Consider the following 18,206-nt stretch of genomic DNA (forward strand, 5'->3'; position numbering starts at 1 on the left):
GTGCGGCCCGGGGTTTATATCAGTGGTTGACGTCGACCACCACCCGCCCGCGAACCTTGCCTTCAAGCAACTCGTGGGCGACGGTCAGGGCCTCTTCCAGGCCCACTTCGCGGGTGATCCGCTGCAGGTGCTGCTGGTCCACCTCGGCGGCCAGGCGTTCCCAGGCATGCACCCGCTCGTGATAGGGACGGGTCACGCTGTTGATCCCCAAGAGGCTCACCCCACGCAGGATGAAGGGCGCCACCGAGGCCGGGAAATCCATGCCCTGGGCCAACCCGCAGGCGGCCACCAGGCCATCGGCGGCGGTGCCGGCACAGACGTTGGCCAGCGTATGGCTGCCCACCGAGTCGATGGCCGCCGCCCAGCGTTCCTTGGCCAGCGGACGCCCCGGCTGGGACAGCTCGGCGCGCTCGATGATGCGGCTGGCGCCCAGCGCCTTGAGGTAGTCGGCCTCCTCCGGACGCCCGGTGGCGGCGATCACCGAGTAGCCCAGGCGCGACAGCAGGCTAATGGCAAAACTGCCGACCCCGCCGCTGGCACCGGTGACCAGCACCTCGCCGTGTTCGGGGGTCAGGCCGCTGCGCTCCAGGGCGATCAGGCAGAGCATGGCGGTGTAGCCGGCGGTGCCGATGGCCATGGCCTGGCGCGCGCTGAAGGCTTCAGGCAGGTGGATCAGCCAGTCGCCCTGCAACCGGGCCTTCTGCGCCAGCCCGCCCCAGTGGCTCTCGCCCACGCCCCAGCCATTGAGCAGCACCTGCTCACCCGGGCGAAAGCGCGGATGGCTGCTGGCTTCGACGGTGCCTGCCAAGTCGATACCGGGGACCATGGGAAACTGCCGCACCACCGGGCTCTTGCCGGTGATTGCCAGGCCGTCCTTGTAGTTCAGGGTGCTGTAGGCCACCCGCACCGTGACATCGCCCTCAGGCAGTTGCGCCTCCTCCAGCTCGCGCAGATGGGCGCGATAACCTGCAGTGTCTTTGTCGATCACAATGGCCTTGAACATCATGGACTCCTGTTGGCAAGGGAGGCTGCAGCGCTGGCTGCAACGGCGTAGAGCGCGAACGCGCCATCCTACGCAAGCCTCTGCAAGGCGTCCATGAGCCTCCCCTCCCCACCCGCGACGCTCGAAACAGCCCACTGCCCACGCCGGCGTCGCGTATCGCAGTACAGCCCGGCGCGCCCGGCCTGCCGGAACCGGGGCGTGGAGTAGCCCGGGCGTGGCAGAACCTGGCCCCAGAGCGCTACCATGCGGCGGCATCTGCCCCCTGACCGAACGGATTTCCGACCTTGTCCCATCTCCTGGAAAAAGCCGCCGCGCGCGGCGACCTTGCTGCTCTCGAGCGCCTGCTGGATGCGGGTGCGGACCTTGAATGGCAGCACAAGGGCACCGGCCGCACGGCCTTGCTGGCCGCCACTATCGCCGGGCACCGGCCGGCCGTGGCGCTGCTGCTGGCGCGCGGCGCGAATGTTCTGCAGCCGTGCAAGGCCCTGGGCTACAGCCCCCTGGCCTGGGCCGCCAGCCACGGCGACACCGCCCTGGCCGAGTTGCTGATCGCCCATGGCGCAGCGCTCGAACAGGCCAGCCCCGAACTGCAACGCACCGCCTTGATGAACGCCGCCCAGGCTGGCCACGAGGCAATGGTGGCCTTGCTGCTCGAGGCCGGCGCCAACCCCTCGCCCGTGGATTTCCAGCAACGCAACGCCTGGTCCCTGGCCGAAGAAAATGGCCATGCCCAGGTCATGCAACAGCTGGAGCAGGCCGGTACCGGGGCACCGCCAGCGCCTGCACCGGCCCCCTCCCTGCCCTGGCCGCCGCTGGCGCCTGGCACTGACAGCAGCGCAGATCCGGTCACCCAGGTGCGGGCCTATACCCTGGCTTTGTACGCCTGGGAACAGCGCGGCAATGCCCTGGGCCACGACGCGCTCGACGCCGCCTTCTGGGCCGAACCGCAACAGTTGCTCGAACGTTTTTGTACCCTGCGACCGCGGGCCTATCCGCGAGCCTCCTATGGTTACCCCACGACCCACGCCGAGGCCGACGAGCTACTGGGCTGCCAGTTGCTCAAGCCCGCCCAGGCCGAAGTGCTGGTGCGCGACCCGGCGTCCCGGGCCCTTTGCTACGAGCATCGCTTCGTGGTCAAGCGGGTTGCCGGCCAATGGCGCATCGACAGCGTCAAGCGCCGCCTGGCCGGCACCCAGAAATGGGCAAACGCCATTCTCTAGCGGGGGCAAGGGGCAAGAGCGAACGGGCGCAGCCTGCTCGACGTGCGGCACGGTTCGAGCCCGTCGCCCTTGGCGTGCAGTCGCCCGCCATCACCACCGCTGTCCAGATCCGCGTTGAAACACGTGCCGACAAGCCCCTGGCCCGACAGCAGGCGGCCGCCAGCCAGCAGCAATTGCTGGTTGGCGGGCGGGCTGCTGCCCGTGGTTAAATGCCGCCCCGAAAAAATGACCGGCCCCGCTGATGACCCCTCTCGCCCTCGCCACCCTCAACCAGCACCTGTTGACCGCCCTGGCCGCCGCGCCCGGCGAAACCCGGCGCCTGTTCCATGGCCGCGGCCGCTGCTGGCCGGGGCTGGAACAGCTGACCGTGGACTGGCTGCAGGGGGTAGTGCTGGTGTCCTTGTTCAAGGAACCCGAAGCCGGGCAACTCGAAGCCCTGCAGCAGTTGCTGGCGGACCTGGGCTCGACCCCGCAATGGGTGGCCAGCGGCGCCCGCAGCCTGATGCTGCAACACCGCTACCTGCCCGACAGCCGTGGCGAGTGGCTGCTGGGCGAGGCCATCGACAGTTGCACCATCACCGAGGAAGGCCTGCGCTACCAGGTGGACCTGGGCAGCAAGCAGAACAACGGGCTGTTCCTCGACATGCGCTACGGGCGCAACTGGGTGCGGGCCAATGCCCGGGGCAAGAATGTCCTGAACCTGTTTGCCTATACCTGCGGCTTCTCGGTGGCGGCGATTGCCGGCGGCGCCGAGCGGGTGGTCAACCTCGACATGTCCCGGGCGGCCTTGAGCCGCGGCCGTGACAACCACCGGCTCAACGGCCACGACACCAGCCGGGTGAGCTTCCTCGGCCATGACTTGTTCAAGTCCTGGAGCAAGGTCAAGCAGGGCGGGCCCTATGACCTGGTGATCATCGACCCGCCGTCGTTCCAGAAAGGCAGCTTTGTCCTCGGCAAGGACTATGCGCGGGTGCTGCGGCGCCTGCCGGAGTTGCTCACGGCCGATGGTTGCGTACTGGCGTGCATGAATGATCCGGCGTTTAGCGTGGATTTTCTTCTGGAGGGGATGGCCGAAGCGGCGCCGGGGTTGCGCTTTGAACAGCGGCTGGAGAACCCGCCGGAGTTTCCGGATGCGGATCCGCAGTGCGGGCTCAAGGCACTGGTATTTCGGCATGGGGCATAGGCCTTGATCCTGGCTGGATAGCCGTTGCTGCAGCAACGGCTATCCAGCCAGGCCCTTACAACTCCATCCGATACTCGATCACCCCCGGCTTGTGCGCCACCCAGTCATACAACCGTTGCGCCCGCTTGTTGCTCTCCTGGGTATGCCAGTACAAACGAGCGCACTGGTGTTGCCGGGCAAAGGCCTGCACCCACTCGATCAACAGTTTCCCCGCCCCGCTGCCGCGAATCGACGGGGCCACGTACAGGTCTTCCAGATAGCAGAAGTCGCCGACGGCCCAGGTCGAACGGTGCAACACCAGGTTGACGAAGCCGATGACTTCATCGTCCTGCACCGCCACCGCCGAATACATCGGTTCCCGCGAATCGAGGAAACGCTCGAACGTGCGGTGACTGACCTCTTCGCTCAGCGTCACCTGATAGAAATCCTGATAGGCCAGCCACAGCGGCAGCCATTGCTGGTAATCCCCAGGCTGAATCGCCCGTACCGTCACCGCGGGTTGTTGATCGCTCATTACGCGCTCCTCTTGATCATCCACACCGGGATCAGCCCCGGTTATTGAAGAGTGCGCAGGTTAGTGCGTGAGTGGCGGATTTTATCAGGCCAATTCTGCCATCTGTAACAGACCACTTTTCCCAACCCCTCACAGCCCGGGCTGCTGATGGGTCACGCAGTGAATGCCGCCGCCCCCTGCGGCGATAGCGTCGATATCCAGCTGGATCACCTGCCGCCCGGGATACAGGCTGGCCAGCAGGCTATGGGCCTTGGCGTCGGCCTGCCGGTCACCGAACTGCGGTGAGATCACCGCCCCATTGATCACGAAATAGTTGATGTAGCCGGCGGCGAAGTCCGGGTTGCCCCGGCTGAAGCGGTTCTGCCGGGGATTCATCGGCGGCGACAGGGTATGCACCTGCAGCTTGCGACCATCGGCGTCACTGGCGGCTCGCAGGATCTCCAGGTGCTCGAGGGTTACCGAGTGATCATAGGAGTCGGGATCGTTGTCGAGGTTGGCCACCACCACCCCCGGCCTGACGAAACGCGCATAGAAGTCGACATGGGCATCGGTGATGTCCCGGCCCTTGATCCCCGGTAGCCAGATGATCTTGCGCAGGCCGAGGCAAGCCTTGAGTTCCTCTTCGACCTCGGCCTGGCTCCAGCCCGGGTTGCGGTTGCCGTTGATCCAGCTGCTTTGGGTCATGATCCCGGTGCCGTGGCCGTCCACCTCGATGCCGCCGCCCTCGCCCACCAGTTCGCTGCGCAGATAACGGGCGCCTGCAGCGTCGGCCATCTGCCGCGCCAGCCGGGCGTCCCTGGCGTGGCGCTGTTTGTTGCCCCAGCCATTGAAGTTGAAGTCCACCGCGCCCAATCCGCCTTCCCCATCGACGACAAAGTTGGCACCGATGTCGCGCATCCAGATGTCGTCCAGTTCGGTGCTGACAAAAGTGATGTTGTGCGAACCGCACAACTGCTCGGCCAGGCCGCGCTCCTCTGCCCGGCAGAACAGGGTCAGGGGTTGATAGGCGGCAATTGCCCGGGCGATCCGCCCCTGGGCCTGTTGCACGTCGCCGGTAAAGTCTTCCCAGATGGCCTCCTGGGCACCAAAGGCCATGAAGGCCCGCTGCTGGTGGTCGCCTTCATCGGGCAGGTACCAGTGGCCCTGCTCCCCGGCCCGGGCACTGCGCGGCCCCAGGCCGAGGGCCGGCATGGCGGCGACAGCGGCCAGCAACGAGGCCTGTTTGATCAGTTGACGTCGGGTGGGCATTGGACGGTTCTCTTGTCGAAGGTATTGCATGAAAAGGTTCGGGGGTGCGGCGCGGGCCCTCGCCGACACGCCGGTTCCTACCCGGGAGTGTAGGAGCCGGTTTGCCGGCGAACCGTATGGCGCCCGGTCAGTGGCGGGCAGCGGTGGCCGTCTTGAACTGGGTCCAGGTGCGCATTCGAGCCCGCATATCGGCCTGGGGAATGTCACGGCCGGGAATCAAGCGTTCGAAGGTGGCGGCATCCGGGTAGATATCCGGGTTGTTGCCCATCTGCGGGTCGACACTTGGCCGCGCCCGGGCATTGGCCGTGGGGTAGCCGGTGAAGTTGCTGATGGCCGCCATGTTCTCTGGTCGGGTCACGAAGTTGATGAAGGCATAGGCATATTCCGGGTGCCGCGCATCCTTGGGGATCGCCATGGTGTCCATCCACACCGTGGTGCCTTCCCGGGGAATGCGGTACTGGAACTCGACCGCTTTGCCTGCGGCGTCGGCGGCGCGCTGGGCCTGGGTCATGTCACCGCTGTAGCCCAGGGACAGGCACAGGTTGCCATTGACCAGGTCGGTCACCGGCTGCGACTGGAACTTGCGGATATAGGGCCGCAGCTTGCCCAGCAGCTCGCCGGCGGCCCGCAGATCCTCGGGCCGGGCGCTGCGCGGGTCGCGCCCCAGGTAGTGGAGCGCCACCGCCAGCACCTCATCCGGCGAGTCGATCAGGGAAATTCCGCAATCGGCGAAGCGCGCCGCCAGCTCCGGCTTGAACAACAGGTCCAGGCTGTTGACCGGGGCGTCGGGCAGGCGCTCGGCAATCTGCCGGGCGTTATAGGTCAGGCCGATGGTGCCCCAGGTGTAGGGCACCGTGGCCTGGCGGGCCCCGGGGTACTGGGCGCGCAGCTTCTGCAGGCCGGGCTCGATGTCGTCCTGGCCGATCAGCCGGGCCGGATCCAGGGTCTGCAGGCTGCCGGCGCGCATCAGGCGCTCGGCCACGGTGTCACCGGGAAAGATCAGGTCGTAGCCGCTGCCGCCGGTCATCAGCTTGGCTTCCAGCACTTCGCTGCCCTCCATCACGTCGTAGATCACCCTGATCCCGGTTTCGGCGGTGAAGCGCGCCAGGGTATCGGCGGCGAAGTAGTCGGCCCAGTTGTACAGGCGCAGGGTCTTGTCCTCGGGTTCGGCCTGGGCCTGGAGCACTACCAGGGTCAGGGCCAGCATGCCCGCGCAGCGGCGTTTCCAGCGTTTGCCTGTGGTCTGCATGTCATGCCTCCCGGGGGTTCCAGCGTGGGTGAAGGTGTTGGCCGTCCAGGCTCAGCAGCGGCCCGTACATCTCCGGGCGACGGTCGCGGAAGATGCCCCAGGTGCGACGCTCCTCGGCCATGGCGGCCAGGTCCAGGCGCTGCAGCAAGACCCCTGTGCTGTCACGATCGGCCTCGGCCAGCAGCCGGCCCTTGTGGTCGCAGATGAACGATGAGCCGTAGAAATCCATGTGCAACGCCGGGTCACCGGTAGCCACTTCACGGCCGACCCGGTTGGCCGCCACTACCGGCAGCAGGTTGGCCGCCGCGTGCCCGCGCATGGTCATCTGCCAGTGATCCCGGGAATCCAGCCCGGCGCTGCCCGGTTCGCTGCCGATGGCGGTGGGAAACAGCAAGACCTCGGCGCCTTGCAGCGCCAGGCAGCGGGCGGTCTCGGGGAACCACTGGTCCCAGCAGATGCCGATGCCCAGGCGGCCGAAAGCGCTGTCCCAGACCTTGAAACCGGTATCGCCGGGGCTGAAGTACTCCTTCTCCTGATAACCCACGGCGTTGGGAATGTGGGTCTTGCGGTACACCCCCAGCAAGCAGCCGTCGGCATCGGCGACGCTCAGGGAATTGAAATAGGCCGTACCGGCCCTTTCGAACCAGCTCAGGGGCAGCACCACACCCAGCTCCCGGGCCAGGGCGGCGAAACGCTGGAGCACCCGGCTCGCGGGGTACTCCTCGGCCAGGGCCAGGTGCCGGTGCTGCTGTTCGATGCAGAAGTACGGGGTGGCGAACAGCTCTTGCAGGAGGATCACCTGGGCGCCCCGGGCTGCCGCTTCGCGCACCAGCTGTTCGGCGCGCTCGAGGTTGCCCGGCAGGTCCCAGGTGCAGGGCATCTGGGTGGTCGCGACGGTCAATGGGTTCATGCCTGGGCCCTCGTTGGCCATTGGGGTTGCTGCTGGGTGATGCAATGCACGCCACCGCCGCCGTGGGCCAGATGGTTGATCCGCACCGGCACCACCTGCCGGTCGGGGAAGGCCCGGGCCAGCACCTGGGCCGCTTGCTGGTCGGCGGCGATGCCGTAGGCCGGCATGATCACCGCGCCATTGGCCAGGTAGAAGTTGGTGTAGGAGGCGCAGAACACCTCGGCCCGGTGGTCCACCGCGGCGCTGGCCTCGAACAGCTCGATCAGCTCGAAGGCGCGCCCGCGGGCATCCCGCGCCAGCTCCAGGGCACGACGGTTCTCGCGCACCACTTCGGCGTACACCGAGCCCCGGTCATGGGTGGCATCCACCAGCAGCACCCCGGGGCGGGCAAAGGCGCAGATCCCGTCGACATGGCCATCGGTCATGTCCCCGGTCACGTGGTCCGGGTCCCCCGGCAGCCAGATGATCTTCTGCACACCCAGTAGGCGCTGGAAGATCGCCTCGACCTCGGCCTTGCCCAGGCCCGGATTGCGGTTGGGGTTGAGCAGCACCGATTCGGTGGTGATCAGGGTGCCTTCGCCGTCCACATGGATGGCCCCGCCTTCGTTGGCCAGGGGCGTGCCGAAGCAAGGCAGCCCCAGCTGGTCCAGCAGGCGCCGGGCCAGGCTGCGGTCCAGGCTGTGCTCGGACTTGCCGCCCCAGGCGTTGAAGCGCCAGCTGACCCCGGCCAGCCCCTGCTGCGGATGGCAGATGAAACTCGGGCCGGAATCCCGGCACCAGCTGTCGTCCACCGCCTGGGGGACCAGCTCGACATTGGCGCCACACAGGCGTCGGGCACTGTCCAGGGCAGAGGGGTCGACCACCAGTTTCACCGGTTCGAAACCGGCGATGGCATTGGCCACCCGGGCGAAGTCTGCCTGCACCTCGGCCAGGGTCACGCCCCATACCGATTCCCACACCCCCCGGTTGTGGGGCCAGACCATCCAGGTCGCCGCGTGGGGCGCCCACTCGGCGGGCATCCGCCAGCCACTGTCCTGCCTGTCATTGCCTTGCATGGGCCCTGCACCTCTCAAGTAAGGTTTTGTTATCAATCAACCAACAAGGTTGAAACACAGCGCCCATGCTATGGCTTTGAAAAACCGCCAACAAACGATAGATTTAGCGCACATCTGATTAGCCAGGCTTATCAATCATGCTCAAACACTGGCCACCCCTGAATGCCCTGCGAGGCTTCGAAGCCGCCGCTCGCCTGGGCAGTTTTCACCAGGCGGCGCAAGAACTGCACCTCACCCAATCGGCCATCAGCCAGCAGATCCGCAGCCTGGAAACCTTCCTCGAACAGCCGCTGTTCCATCGCAACGGCCGCAGCGTGACCCTCACCGACGCCGGGCACGATCTGCGCAGCACCACCCAGTCGCTATTGCAGCAACTGGCGGTGGGCATCCGCCGCCTGGAGCAGTACCGCAAGCCCAACCAGCTGGTGGTCAATACCAGCCCGGCCTTTGCCCGCCACTGGCTGTTGCCGCGGCTGGGGGAATTCCATCGCCTGCACCCGGAGGTGGACCTGTGGCTGTTCACCAGCTTCGAGCCACCGGACATGAGCACCCAGACCATCGACCTGACCTTGCGCGACGACCTCAGCGCCCAGGCCGAATGCAGCTACCTGGAGCTGTACAGCGACCGCCTCTACCCTGCCTGCCACCCCAGCGTGCTGGCGCAACCCGAAGCACTGCGCACCACCTTGCATGGCGAGCGGGAAATGGACTGGAGCCACTGGCTGGTGGAAGGCGGCAGCGACATTGGTCAACGCAGCAACGGCCTGAACTTTTCCGACCCGGGCCTGCTGCTGGACGCCGCCTGTGCCGGCCACGGCATTGCCCTGGTCAGCCAGCTGCTGAGCCAGCAGGCCCGGAGCCAGGGCTTGCTGAGCCCTTTGTGCGAACAGAGCGTGCGCGGCCCGACCTGGGCCTGGCTGATTCACCGCGACAGTGAAAGCAGCCCGCTGACCCGCAGTTTCTCGCAGTGGCTACAGGGTGCGCTGCAGGCTTCGGCCGAAGCTTGAGGCGCCCGCCCGGCAAGGACTGGAGCGATGCAAAACCGCTTTCCATTCCTGCCCCTAACCCCACGCGTGGCGGCGCCTTAAGCTGGCGCCAGTGCAATCCGCACTGCCTTCCAGGAGCCGCCCGTGCCCCCGATCCACGACATCAACTGGCCGCTGTGGCTGTCCACCATGCTGCCCATGGCCCTGAGCGCCGGCCCCGGCAACCTGATGGTGGCCAGCTCCGGCGCCCGCAGCGGCGTGCGGCGTTCCCTGCGCTTCATCTGCGGGCTGGACCTGACCTACCTGCTCCTGGCGCTACTGGTTGGGCTGGGGCTGTATCACAGCCTGGCGGCGTATCCAGGGTTGCTCTGGGGCCTGCGGGTAGCGGGCAGCCTGTACATTTTCTGGCTGGGCCTGCGCCTGCTGCTGCGGCCATTGCGCAAGCCTGGCGAGCAGAGTGAAGCCCTGCAGTTTCGTGATGGCGTGATGCTGCAACTGGGCAACGTGCAGGGTCTGGTGATGCTGCTGGTCATGTTCTCCACCTTCAGCCCGGGCGCCGATGCGGGCACTGCCGTGGTGCTGGCGCTCAGCGCCGCGCTGATCGCGGTGAACCTGTTCGGCCACCTGCTGTGGGCCAGCCTGGGCTCAAGCCTGCAGCGGCTGATGCGCGACCGCCCGCGCCTGCTGCTGGCGCAGAATGCGCTGTTCGGCTTGCTGCTGATGGCGGTGGCCGGGTGGCTATTGCTGCGTGGCGCCTAGCGCGTCAGCCGGCCTTGCCATCACTCTGCAAGCCCTGGCGCGCCAGCAGATCGCAGAGAAATTCCGCCACCCGCTCGACTCGCTCCTGGCCCTGGGTCGCCAGGTTGCGCAGCAGCCAGATATCCGCGCGGTGGGCCGGAGCCTGGGGCAAGACCCGGTGCAGGCCCAGGGGTTCTGCGATATAGGCCGGCAAGGCGGCAATCCCCAGGCCCGCCTGCACCGCCTTGAGCTGCGCCTCCAGGTTGCCGGTGCGCATCCACAACGGCTGATCACCGCTGAGCTGGTCCAGCCAGCGGGCCAGGGGCATGTGGGCCAGGGTCTGGTTCCAGCCGATCAGCGAATGCTGGCGCAGCTGCGAAGGCTTCTCGGGGCAGCCATGGGCTGCGGCATAACCTGGGGAACAGAACAGCGCCTGGGTCAACTCGCCGACCCGGCGCAGGGTGAAGTTGCCGGCTTCCGGCCGTTGCAGGCGCAGCAGCAGGTCGCTGTGGCTCTGGGTGAGCTTGACCGAGCGCGCCGCATTGACGAAATCGAAGCTGATCTGCGGGTGCTGCAAGCGAAACTGCGCCAGTGCGGGAATGATCAGGTGGCTGCCCATCAACTCCGGGCATTCGATGCGCACCACCCCGGCCATGCGCGCGCCTGGCCGGGACAACTGACGTTCCATCAGGCGCAAGCGCTCCTCGATCTCCAGGGCCATGGGCAGCAGGGCCTGGCCGGCTTCGGTGAGGAAATAGCCCTGGGTGGTCTTGAGGAACAGCACGCTGCTCAAGGCCTGCTCCAGCACCAGGATCTTGCGCGAGACCGTCGAGGCCGACACTTTCAGCGCCTGCCCGGCGTCGGTGATGTTGCTGGCATTGGCGACGGCAATGAAAAACCGCAGATCGTCCCAGTTCACGCTTACCTGCCCTATCCCTGAAAACCCAGGCCCGGGATCTTATGCGAAATAAGCAGCGCAGCGGTCAGACTTTTCTCCTGTAAAGTGCCCAAAATCTTTCCTGCCCACGGATCGGGAGCCCCCATGCTGGAACTGCACACCCCTCGCCTGAACCTGCGCCCCCTGAACGCCCATGACTGGGAGCTGTTCCTGGCCCTGCACAGCGACCCGGAAAACCTGCGCTATGTCTGCGATCCGCTCTCCCGGATGCAGATCGAGGAGCGTTTCACCTCGCGCCTGCCCCATTGGGACATGGATTGCGACCACTGGCTGTGCCTGGTGATCCGCGATCGCCACAGCGGCGAGGAGCTGGGCTTCACCGGCCTGCGAGTCAGCGACCGGCCCAGCGCCGAAGCCGAGGTCGGCTACCTGCTGGCCCCCGGTCATCAAGGCAAGGGCCTGGCCACGGAATCCCTGCGCACGCTGATGCAGTACGCCCGCCACAGCCTGGGGATCAAGCGTCTGGTGGCCACGGTCACCGACGGCAATGCTGCGTCCTGCCAGGTTCTGGAGCGATGCGGTTTCGTCTTCCAGCAACGTGACGAAGGGGCCTTCCGCAGGGGTGGCGAAGACTTCGACGACCTGATTTTCAGCTGCCCCCTGACGGCCTGAGTGCGGCTTTGCGGGACCCCGCCTACGCCTGCCTGGCGTGGGTTTTTCTTGACAGCGAAAATTCCCAACGGCTATTGTCTGACAACCTGACTACCAAGGTTTTACCCACCCATGCTTGAACTCCAGCGACCCGACTCTCTCGTTGTGCGCGTGGTCAATGCGATCCGCACCGAGATCGACTCCGGCCGCCTGGCCCCCGAATCGCGCCTGCCGACCGAGCAGCAACTGGCCGAGCAGTTGAACGTCAGCCGCTCGGTGATTCGCGAGGCCATCGCCCAGCTCAAGGCCGACGGCGTACTGATCGCCCGGCGTGGCCTGGGTTCGTATATTTCCAAGACCCCCGCCGGCACCGTGTTCCGTTTCCCCCAGGGCGATGGCCGCCTGCCGGACCTGGCGCAGATGTTCGAGATGCGTTTGTGGATCGAAACCCAGGCCGCGTCGATCGCCGCCCAGCGCCGCGATGCCGCCGACCTGCAACGGATGCAGGGCGCGTTGCAGGAAATGCACGACAAGCGCAGTGATTTCGAAGCCGCGGGGCTGGCCGACGTGGAGTTCCACCGGGCCATCGCCGAGGCCAGCAAGAACGACTATTTCGTGGCCTTCCATGATTTCCTGCGCAGCCAGCTGACCAGCGCCCGCAAGGCCGCCTGGGAGAACTCGGCGCTGCGCATGGTGGGCGGTTCCGCCGATGCCACCCAGGAACACCAGGCGCTGTACCAGGCGATTGCCGCTGGCGACCGCCAGGCCGCCGCCGGTTGCGCCGACGCCCACTTGCGGGCTTCGGCCAAGCGCCTGGGCCTGGAGCTGCCGACTATCGATTGACCCCAGCTTCACGCTTCGAGCCGCATGCCACGGCCTGCGGTTTTTTGTCGGATTAGTTAGTCTGACAACCTGATAACCAGACCGAAACGCATTGGATCCAAGGTACCCAAGAACAATGATTTACGACTTTTGCATCATCGGCGGCGGCATCGTCGGCCTGGCTACGGCGATGGAGATCCTCAAGCGCCAGCCCGGCGCTTCGCTGGTCATCCTGGAAAAGGAAAACGTCCTGGCCAAGCACCAGACCGGGCACAACAGCGGGGTGATCCACGCCGGCATCTACTACGCTCCGGGCAGCCTCAAGGCCGACCTGTGCAAGCGTGGCGCCGAGGCCACCAAGCAGTTCTGCAGCGAGCACGGGATCAAGTTCGAGGTCTGCGGCAAGGTGCTGGTGGCGTCCAACGCCCTGGAAGTGCAGCGCATGGAGGCCCTGTACCAGCGCTCGCAACAGAACGGCCTGAAGGTGGAGCGCCTGGACGCCGAGCAACTGCGCCAGCGCGAACCGAATATCGTCGGCCTTGGCGGGCTGTTCCTCGACGCCACCGGCATCGTCGACTACCGCGAAGTCTGCGACACCATGGCCCGGGTGATCCGCCGCGAGGGCGGCGAGATCTGCCTGAGCCAGACCGTCACCGCGATCCAGGAAAGCGCCGACAGCGTCACCGTCAGCAGCCACGGCGGCAGCTGGCAGGCGAAGAAGCTGGTGGCCTGCGCCGGCCTGCAATCGGATCGCCTGGCGGTGATGGCCGGGGTGAAGATCGACCACCAGATCATCCCCTTTCGCGGCGAATACTTCCGCCTGCCGGCGTCGAAGAACAACATCGTCAATCACTTGATCTACCCGATCCCCGATCCGGAGCTGCCGTTCCTCGGGGTGCACCTGACCCGCATGATCGACGGCAGCGTTACCGTCGGCCCCAACGCGGTACTGGGCCTGGGCCGGGAAAACTACAGGAAGTTCTCCATCAACTGGCGCGACGTGGCGCAGTACGCCAGCTTCCCCGGTTTCTGGAAAACCATCTGGCAGAACCTCGGCTCCGGCACCACCGAGATGAAGAACTCGCTGTTCAAGTCCGGCTACCTGGAGCAGTGCCGCAAGTACTGCCCTTCCCTGCAAGTGGAAGACCTGCTGCCTTATGAGGCGGGGATCCGCGCCCAGGCGGTGATGCGCGACGGCAGCCTGGTGCACGATTTCCTGTTCGCCGAAACCCCGCGCATGTTGCACGTGTGCAACGCGCCCTCGCCCGCCGCCACCTCGGCGATTCCCATTGGCTCGATGATTGCCGACCGGATTTTCCAGGCCGCCTGAAACACCCCGCGCCATCACCTTGCAGCGCAGTGCCCCGGCACTGCCAAGCGGGCCGCGTGTCGCCGCAATACCCCTTGGCCGCCCCTTAGGGCGCGTCGCGCAAGGCTCGCGTCAACTCGACAATAACTACAATGATTCATGAGGATGTACGGATATGACCGCAGTTGAAACCAGCAGTACTGCAGCGGAAACCCCACAGCAAACCAAGAAACGCCTGCGCAAGGTCGCGGCGGCCACCATCTTCGGCTCGATGCTGGAGTGGTATGACTTCTACCTCTACGCCACCATGGCGGCCATCGTCTTCTCGAAGATCTTCTTCGATAACAGCAACCCGAAAAGCGCCACCCTGATGGCCTTCTCGACCTTTGCCATCGGCTTTATCGCCCGCCCCTTCGGCGGCATTCTGTTCGGCTACCTGGGGGACAAGTTCGGCCGCAAGCAGGTACTGGTGCTGACCTTCTGCCTGATGGGCGTGTGCACCGCGCTGATCGGCCTGATCCCCAGCTACGCATCGATCGGCATCTGGGCGCCGATCCTGCTGGTGGCAATCCGCATCATCCAGGGCCTGGGCGCCGGCGCCGAACTGTCCGGCGCGGCGGTCACCTCCTATGAGCATGCCAGCGAGGGCAAGCGCGGCAGCCAGGGCGCCTGGCCGGCGCTGGGGCTGAACCTGGGCCTGCTGCTGTCGTCGCTGACCATCTACCTGCTGACCATCAACGGCAACGACTTCCTGCTGGCCGGCGGCTGGCGCATTCCGTTCGTCTGCAGCATCGTCCTGGTGGCCGTCGGCCTGTGGGTGCGCAACAGCATTCCGGAAACCCCGGAGTTCAAGGAACTGAGCAAGGAAAGCCAGAAAGCCAAGGCCTCGCCACTCAAGGCGCTGTTCAAGAACGACCTCAAGGGCCTGGCCGTGGTGTTCTTCGTGGCGGTGGGCTACAACGCCCTGAGCTACATCTTCAAGACCTTCTCGCTGGCCTACCTGACCCAGTACAAGAACGTCGATGTGCACGTCACTTCGCTGTCAGTGACCATCGCCAGCCTGATCGCCATCGTCGCCGTGCCGTTCTTCGGCTGGCTCTGCGACAAGTGGAGCAGCAAGACCGTGCTGATCCTCGGCGGGCTGTTCTCGGTGCTGTTCGCCTACCCCTTCCTGGCCCTGCTGAACACCGGTGAGAGCCTGATGATCTACATCGCCATCGGCGTCGGCACCGGCATTCTGGCGCCGATGATGTTCGCCCCACAGGGCTCCTTCCTCAGCCGCCAGTTCCCCACCGCGACCCGCTCTTCGGGCTTCGGCACCGGGCGCGAGATCGGCACCGCCATCGCTGGTGGCCTGGCGCCGCTGGGCGCTCTGTCCCTGGTGACGGCCTCGGCCACCCACTCCACCGACGGCGTGGTGATCATTCTCGCCGTCGCCGCGGTGCTGGTGGTGGTGTTCGCCTTCCTTGACCAGGGCCGCAAGCACTCGGCCTTCAAGAACTGAGGCTGGACCCAACCCTGCCCGGGCCGCTCCAACGGCCCGGGCAGACTTTGCTAAGGTGGCCGCTGAACCCGCATTACAGGCCACCCCATGTCACCCGATAGCGCATTCGGCGTCGATGCCGACGGCTTGATCGCCCTTCCTGCCGAACCACCCCTGCAGCCCGAGTACCGAGCCCTGCTCGACGAGCTGTGCGCCGCCCTCACCACTCCCGCCAGCCCGCCGCTGCATAGCCTGTACCTGTACGGCAGCGTCGCCCGTGGCGCCGCCCGGCCTGGAGCTTCCGACCTGGACCTGTGCCTGATCCTGCGAGATCCCGCCGCCCCGGCCGCGTGCCTGCATCTGGAAAACCTGCGCCAGGCCCTGCAAGCGCGCCACCCGCTGGTGTCGAAGATCGATTTCGATATCGGCGACCTCAACCAGGTGCTGGAAACGCGGAACCTCGACAGCTGGGGCTATTGGCTCAAGCACCATTGCCGCTGCCTCTGGGGCGAAGACCTGCGCTCGCGCTTTGCACCTTTCAGGCCCAGCCGGGAGATTGCCCTGGCGGTGAACGGTGACTTTCTCGCAGTGCTGGACGACTACGCCGAGCGCATCGACCGCGAACAGATGCCCGCCGAAGTCCTCCGGCTGCAACGGCAGGCCTCGCGCAAACTCGTTCGCGCCACCAACCTGCTGCGCCAGGAGCAGGAGCCGAGCTGGTCCCAGAGCCTGGATGAGCACGTGCGGCTGTTTGTGCAGCGCCATCCCGAGATGCGAGGGCCCATCGGCGAGTTCCGGCAAATAGCCGAAGCAAAGACATTAGCCTGTGACGGTTTCACCACGCGCTTACGGAACATCGCACAGTGGATGGCTCTACAAGCCTTCCCAGACTCTGCAATTTAGTTAACTACTGCTTCAGCTCACCAAGACACTGGCCTGACAGAGGGATAATGCGGCCCTGAAGGCTTCGGCACCTGTCTTGCAAAACCCCGGCTGAAGGCATGGCAAGCCCCTTATTGGCAATCACAAGGAGAATCAAAAGTGCTATCCCAAAAATTGATCAATGCACTAAAGAGCTCGAAGGGTATTGCAGACAATCACTATCTAGAACAACTACAACCAGCCTTGGCAGAACTTGATCAGGCCTACCAAGGCAATCCAGCACTCACTGAATATGTCATGCAACTGGACGAACTCCTGTCCAAGCCTCATTTCGAGCTGGAACCGCACCTCACCAACAAATTTGCACAACTATTGGGTGAGGCACATTTCTGGTTGCTCTGCACTCAGGCAGAGCTGAACCTCAAGCGCGTCTCCGAACAGAACGGCAAAAGAACCCCAGACTTCGAATTGTGCTCACATCCCGGCGAAGCTTTTTTTGAAGTCAAGACGCTTTCTGTCGCGACAGGCGACCTAGGAGTGGCCAAAACCATTGCAGACTCTCTGCTGACTCAACTCGATCTGGAAAGGCAGTTGCATGCAGGCAAGAGAGTCGCTTGCGCAACAACCGAGATCGCATCCTATGGGGAACAGGATCATGGCTGCCCAGACTTATTGCACGCCACACGGGTGCTGATTGAAAAGGCTCGACAAAACTTCAAGACAGATCAGTTCGCCAATCCAAATACATTCCTCGTACTGAATCTTTGCATGCTGCACCCGATCGAAAGCCACCCCCGGATACTGCGCCCCTCCTATCCTGATCTCGATGGCCAATACCCCACTTCAGTCACCGGTCAACTCTGGGCGCTCGCTTTCGGACACCCCGAAATGCTTGTACAAGGCCATTCTGAATTCGCAGGCAAGCCCTTTGTACTCGGCAAACTGGACAAAGAAGGAATCTTGCGCGAGTTCGAAAATATCAAAGGCATTCTCTTCATGATCCACCCGTTGCAAGAGCCTGCTTGTGTCTGGGCGCTGCTACGCAGCTACGAGAAGTTGAATGATGAAAACCCGCAACTGCTCGAAGAAATTCTGCGCCTTACAGGCATCCATCAGTGGAACGATGAATTGGATTGCAACGGCTTCGTCTTGAACTGAAATGCCGCGTTCAAGGAGAGCCTGCGGGCCCCACAGACCTCCTGCACTCTCAGAGACTGGTGCCTGACATTCAGATCTGCAGCACCTCGACTCCCTGCCGACGGTAATCCTCGATATCCCCGGTGATCACCTCCTGCTCGGTAATCAGCCGGTGCAAGCGGTTGCATGGCACCACCACGAAGGGTTCCATGGCGCCGAGCTTGTCGGCGGTGGTCACGGCGATGACCTCGCTGGCACTGTCGAACATTGCCTGCTTGATCGGCACCTCGTCGAAATGCAGGGAGCTGATGCCGATCTCCGGGTGGATCGCGCAGACCCCGGTGAACATCAGGTCGGCCTTGATTCCCTGGATCATGCGCAGTGCTTCATGGCCGCTGGCGGACAGGGTTGCCGGGTTGAGCTGGCCACCGGCGAGAATCACCCTGACCTTGGGGTACTCGGCCAGGGCCACGGCAATCATCGGCGAGGCGGTGACCGCGGTCAGGCTGATGCCCGCCGGCAGCGACTGGGCGATGTGCAGGGTGGTGGAGCCGGAATCGAACAGCACCGTCTGGCCGTCCTGCACCCATTGCACGGCATATTGCGCCAGGCGCAGTTTCGCCTCATTGGTTTCGCCGACCCGGGTGAAATAGTCCTTGCCGCTGTCCTTGGGCCGCGGCAGCGCGCCACCATGGACCCGCTGCACCAGGCCGCCGGCATCCAGCTCCGCCAGGTCGCGACGGATGGTGTCTTCGGACACCGCGAAATGCCGGCTCAGTTCGGCGGCCATGACCTTGCCGTCGCGCTCCAGCAGCAGAAGGATTTTTTGCCGACGCAAGGATGGCAGCTCGGCCGGCGGGTGTTGACTTTGCATGCTTAAGCCCGTTATTGCGTGTTTTCGCCAAGCTACACAGACAC

General features: G+C 65.0%; 18 protein-coding genes. 10 read left to right on the plus strand and 8 right to left on the minus strand.

Annotation, left to right across the window (positions count from 1 at the left end):
• Positions 1–19 precede the first annotated feature (19 nt).
• Positions 20–1,003 (minus strand): acrylyl-CoA reductase (NADPH), encoded by a 984-nt coding sequence (gene acuI, locus AC1RCO_RS26250; protein WP_011060738.1) that lies wholly within the window; start codon positions 1,001–1,003, stop codon positions 20–22.
• Between the two features lie 284 nt (positions 1,004–1,287).
• On the opposite strand from acuI, the gene AC1RCO_RS26255 reads away from it, so the two are divergent.
• Together AC1RCO_RS26255 and AC1RCO_RS26260 are read left to right on the plus strand one after the other, a co-directional pair.
• On the plus strand, positions 1,288–2,223 hold the full coding sequence (locus tag AC1RCO_RS26255; protein ID WP_492618192.1) for an ankyrin repeat domain-containing protein: 936 nt from the start codon (positions 1,288–1,290) through the stop codon (positions 2,221–2,223).
• 241 nt (positions 2,224–2,464) lie between these two features.
• Entirely contained in the window at positions 2,465–3,406 is a 942-nt protein-coding gene (locus AC1RCO_RS26260; RefSeq protein ID WP_011060737.1) for a class I SAM-dependent methyltransferase, read from the plus strand.
• 55 nt (positions 3,407–3,461) lie between these two features.
• On the opposite strand, the gene AC1RCO_RS26265 is transcribed toward AC1RCO_RS26260, so the two are convergent.
• The 5 genes from AC1RCO_RS26265 to AC1RCO_RS26285 form a co-directional block, all read right to left on the minus strand.
• Positions 3,462–3,920: a GNAT family N-acetyltransferase gene (locus tag AC1RCO_RS26265; protein WP_342403610.1), complete on the minus strand. Its 459-nt coding sequence runs from the start codon at positions 3,918–3,920 to the stop codon at positions 3,462–3,464.
• A gap of 129 nt (positions 3,921–4,049) precedes the next feature.
• Entirely contained in the window at positions 4,050–5,168 is a 1,119-nt protein-coding gene (locus AC1RCO_RS26270) for an agmatine deiminase family protein (protein WP_065363742.1), read from the minus strand.
• 127 nt (positions 5,169–5,295) lie between these two features.
• The gene (locus tag AC1RCO_RS26275; protein ID WP_401155012.1) at positions 5,296–6,375 is read right to left on the minus strand and encodes an extracellular solute-binding protein; all 1,080 of its coding nucleotides are present in this window, start codon (positions 6,373–6,375) and stop codon (positions 5,296–5,298) included.
• A gap of 43 nt (positions 6,376–6,418) precedes the next feature.
• Positions 6,419–7,327 (minus strand): N-carbamoylputrescine amidase, encoded by a 909-nt coding sequence (gene aguB / locus AC1RCO_RS26280; protein ID WP_041120618.1) that lies wholly within the window; start codon positions 7,325–7,327, stop codon positions 6,419–6,421.
• On the minus strand, positions 7,324–8,382 hold the full coding sequence (locus AC1RCO_RS26285; RefSeq protein WP_065363741.1) for an agmatine deiminase family protein: 1,059 nt from the start codon (positions 8,380–8,382) through the stop codon (positions 7,324–7,326). The genes aguB and AC1RCO_RS26285 overlap by 4 nt, the downstream gene beginning before the upstream one ends.
• Before the next feature lie 137 nt (positions 8,383–8,519).
• On the opposite strand from AC1RCO_RS26285, the gene AC1RCO_RS26290 reads away from it, so the two are divergent.
• Together AC1RCO_RS26290 and AC1RCO_RS26295 are read left to right on the plus strand one after the other, a co-directional pair.
• Complete coding sequence (locus tag AC1RCO_RS26290) at positions 8,520–9,389, plus strand: LysR family transcriptional regulator (protein ID WP_492618193.1); 870 nt, start codon at positions 8,520–8,522, stop codon at positions 9,387–9,389.
• Positions 9,390–9,512: 123 nt separating this feature from the next.
• Entirely contained in the window at positions 9,513–10,127 is a 615-nt protein-coding gene (locus tag AC1RCO_RS26295) for a LysE family translocator (protein WP_183000451.1), read from the plus strand.
• Between the two features lie 4 nt (positions 10,128–10,131).
• Here the strand turns inward: AC1RCO_RS26295 and AC1RCO_RS26300 are convergent, their stop codons facing one another.
• Positions 10,132–11,025, minus strand: coding sequence for a LysR family transcriptional regulator (locus tag AC1RCO_RS26300; RefSeq protein WP_492618194.1), 894 nt, complete (start codon positions 11,023–11,025; stop codon positions 10,132–10,134).
• Positions 11,026–11,148: 123 nt separating this feature from the next.
• On the opposite strand from AC1RCO_RS26300, the gene AC1RCO_RS26305 reads away from it, so the two are divergent.
• The 6 genes from AC1RCO_RS26305 to AC1RCO_RS26330 all read left to right on the plus strand — a co-directional run bounded on the left by AC1RCO_RS26305 (position 11,149) and on the right by AC1RCO_RS26330 (position 17,309).
• Positions 11,149–11,676, plus strand: a complete 528-nt coding sequence (locus AC1RCO_RS26305) for a GNAT family N-acetyltransferase (RefSeq protein WP_011060732.1) — start codon at positions 11,149–11,151, stop codon at positions 11,674–11,676.
• Positions 11,677–11,787: 111 nt separating this feature from the next.
• A complete protein-coding gene (locus AC1RCO_RS26310; protein WP_011060731.1) occupies positions 11,788–12,498 on the plus strand; it encodes a FadR/GntR family transcriptional regulator in 711 nt (236 codons plus the stop codon).
• Positions 12,499–12,613: 115 nt separating this feature from the next.
• Positions 12,614–13,807 carry an L-2-hydroxyglutarate oxidase gene (gene lhgO, locus AC1RCO_RS26315; RefSeq protein ID WP_065363738.1) on the plus strand — a complete coding sequence of 398 codons (1,194 nt, stop codon included), beginning with the start codon at positions 12,614–12,616 and terminating at the stop codon, positions 13,805–13,807.
• Positions 13,808–13,961: 154 nt separating this feature from the next.
• Positions 13,962–15,290, plus strand: a complete 1,329-nt coding sequence (locus AC1RCO_RS26320) for an MFS transporter (RefSeq protein ID WP_015635186.1) — start codon at positions 13,962–13,964, stop codon at positions 15,288–15,290.
• Between the two features lie 87 nt (positions 15,291–15,377).
• Positions 15,378–16,172: a nucleotidyltransferase domain-containing protein gene (locus AC1RCO_RS26325; RefSeq protein WP_492618195.1), complete on the plus strand. Its 795-nt coding sequence runs from the start codon at positions 15,378–15,380 to the stop codon at positions 16,170–16,172.
• A 138-nt stretch (positions 16,173–16,310) separates the two neighbouring features.
• The gene (locus AC1RCO_RS26330; RefSeq protein ID WP_019095952.1) at positions 16,311–17,309 is read left to right on the plus strand and encodes a hypothetical protein; all 999 of its coding nucleotides are present in this window, start codon (positions 16,311–16,313) and stop codon (positions 17,307–17,309) included.
• 70 nt (positions 17,310–17,379) lie between these two features.
• Here AC1RCO_RS26330 and AC1RCO_RS26335 read toward each other — a convergent pair whose 3' ends face one another.
• A complete protein-coding gene (locus tag AC1RCO_RS26335) occupies positions 17,380–18,162 on the minus strand; it encodes a DeoR/GlpR family DNA-binding transcription regulator (RefSeq protein ID WP_220224176.1) in 783 nt (260 codons plus the stop codon).
• Positions 18,163–18,206: the final 44 nt, after the last annotated feature.

It is taken from the genome of Pseudomonas sp. GW823-FHT03E05 (genome assembly GCF_058796855.1).

Excerpts from the sequence above, each read along its gene's own strand:
- acuI (WP_011060738.1), bottom strand. The coding sequence starts at position 1,003 with ATGTTCAAGGCCATTGTGATCGACAAAGACACTGCAGGTTATCGCGCC.
- AC1RCO_RS26260 (WP_011060737.1), top strand. The coding sequence starts at position 2,465 with ATGACCCCTCTCGCCCTCGCCACCCTCAACCAGCACCTGTTGACCGCC.
- AC1RCO_RS26265 (WP_342403610.1), bottom strand. The coding sequence starts at position 3,920 with ATGAGCGATCAACAACCCGCGGTGACGGTACGGGCGATTCAGCCTGGG.
- AC1RCO_RS26270 (WP_065363742.1), bottom strand. The coding sequence starts at position 5,168 with ATGCCCACCCGACGTCAACTGATCAAACAGGCCTCGTTGCTGGCCGCT.
- AC1RCO_RS26275 (WP_401155012.1), bottom strand. The coding sequence starts at position 6,375 with ATGCTGGCCCTGACCCTGGTAGTGCTCCAGGCCCAGGCCGAACCCGAG.
- aguB (WP_041120618.1), bottom strand. The coding sequence starts at position 7,327 with ATGAACCCATTGACCGTCGCGACCACCCAGATGCCCTGCACCTGGGAC.
- AC1RCO_RS26285 (WP_065363741.1), bottom strand. The coding sequence starts at position 8,382 with ATGCAAGGCAATGACAGGCAGGACAGTGGCTGGCGGATGCCCGCCGAG.
- AC1RCO_RS26290 (WP_492618193.1), top strand. The coding sequence starts at position 8,520 with ATGCTCAAACACTGGCCACCCCTGAATGCCCTGCGAGGCTTCGAAGCC.
- AC1RCO_RS26305 (WP_011060732.1), top strand. The coding sequence starts at position 11,149 with ATGCTGGAACTGCACACCCCTCGCCTGAACCTGCGCCCCCTGAACGCC.
- AC1RCO_RS26310 (WP_011060731.1), top strand. The coding sequence starts at position 11,788 with ATGCTTGAACTCCAGCGACCCGACTCTCTCGTTGTGCGCGTGGTCAAT.
- lhgO (WP_065363738.1), top strand. The coding sequence starts at position 12,614 with ATGATTTACGACTTTTGCATCATCGGCGGCGGCATCGTCGGCCTGGCT.
- AC1RCO_RS26320 (WP_015635186.1), top strand. The coding sequence starts at position 13,962 with ATGACCGCAGTTGAAACCAGCAGTACTGCAGCGGAAACCCCACAGCAA.
- AC1RCO_RS26325 (WP_492618195.1), top strand. The coding sequence starts at position 15,378 with ATGTCACCCGATAGCGCATTCGGCGTCGATGCCGACGGCTTGATCGCC.
- AC1RCO_RS26335 (WP_220224176.1), bottom strand. The coding sequence starts at position 18,162 with ATGCAAAGTCAACACCCGCCGGCCGAGCTGCCATCCTTGCGTCGGCAA.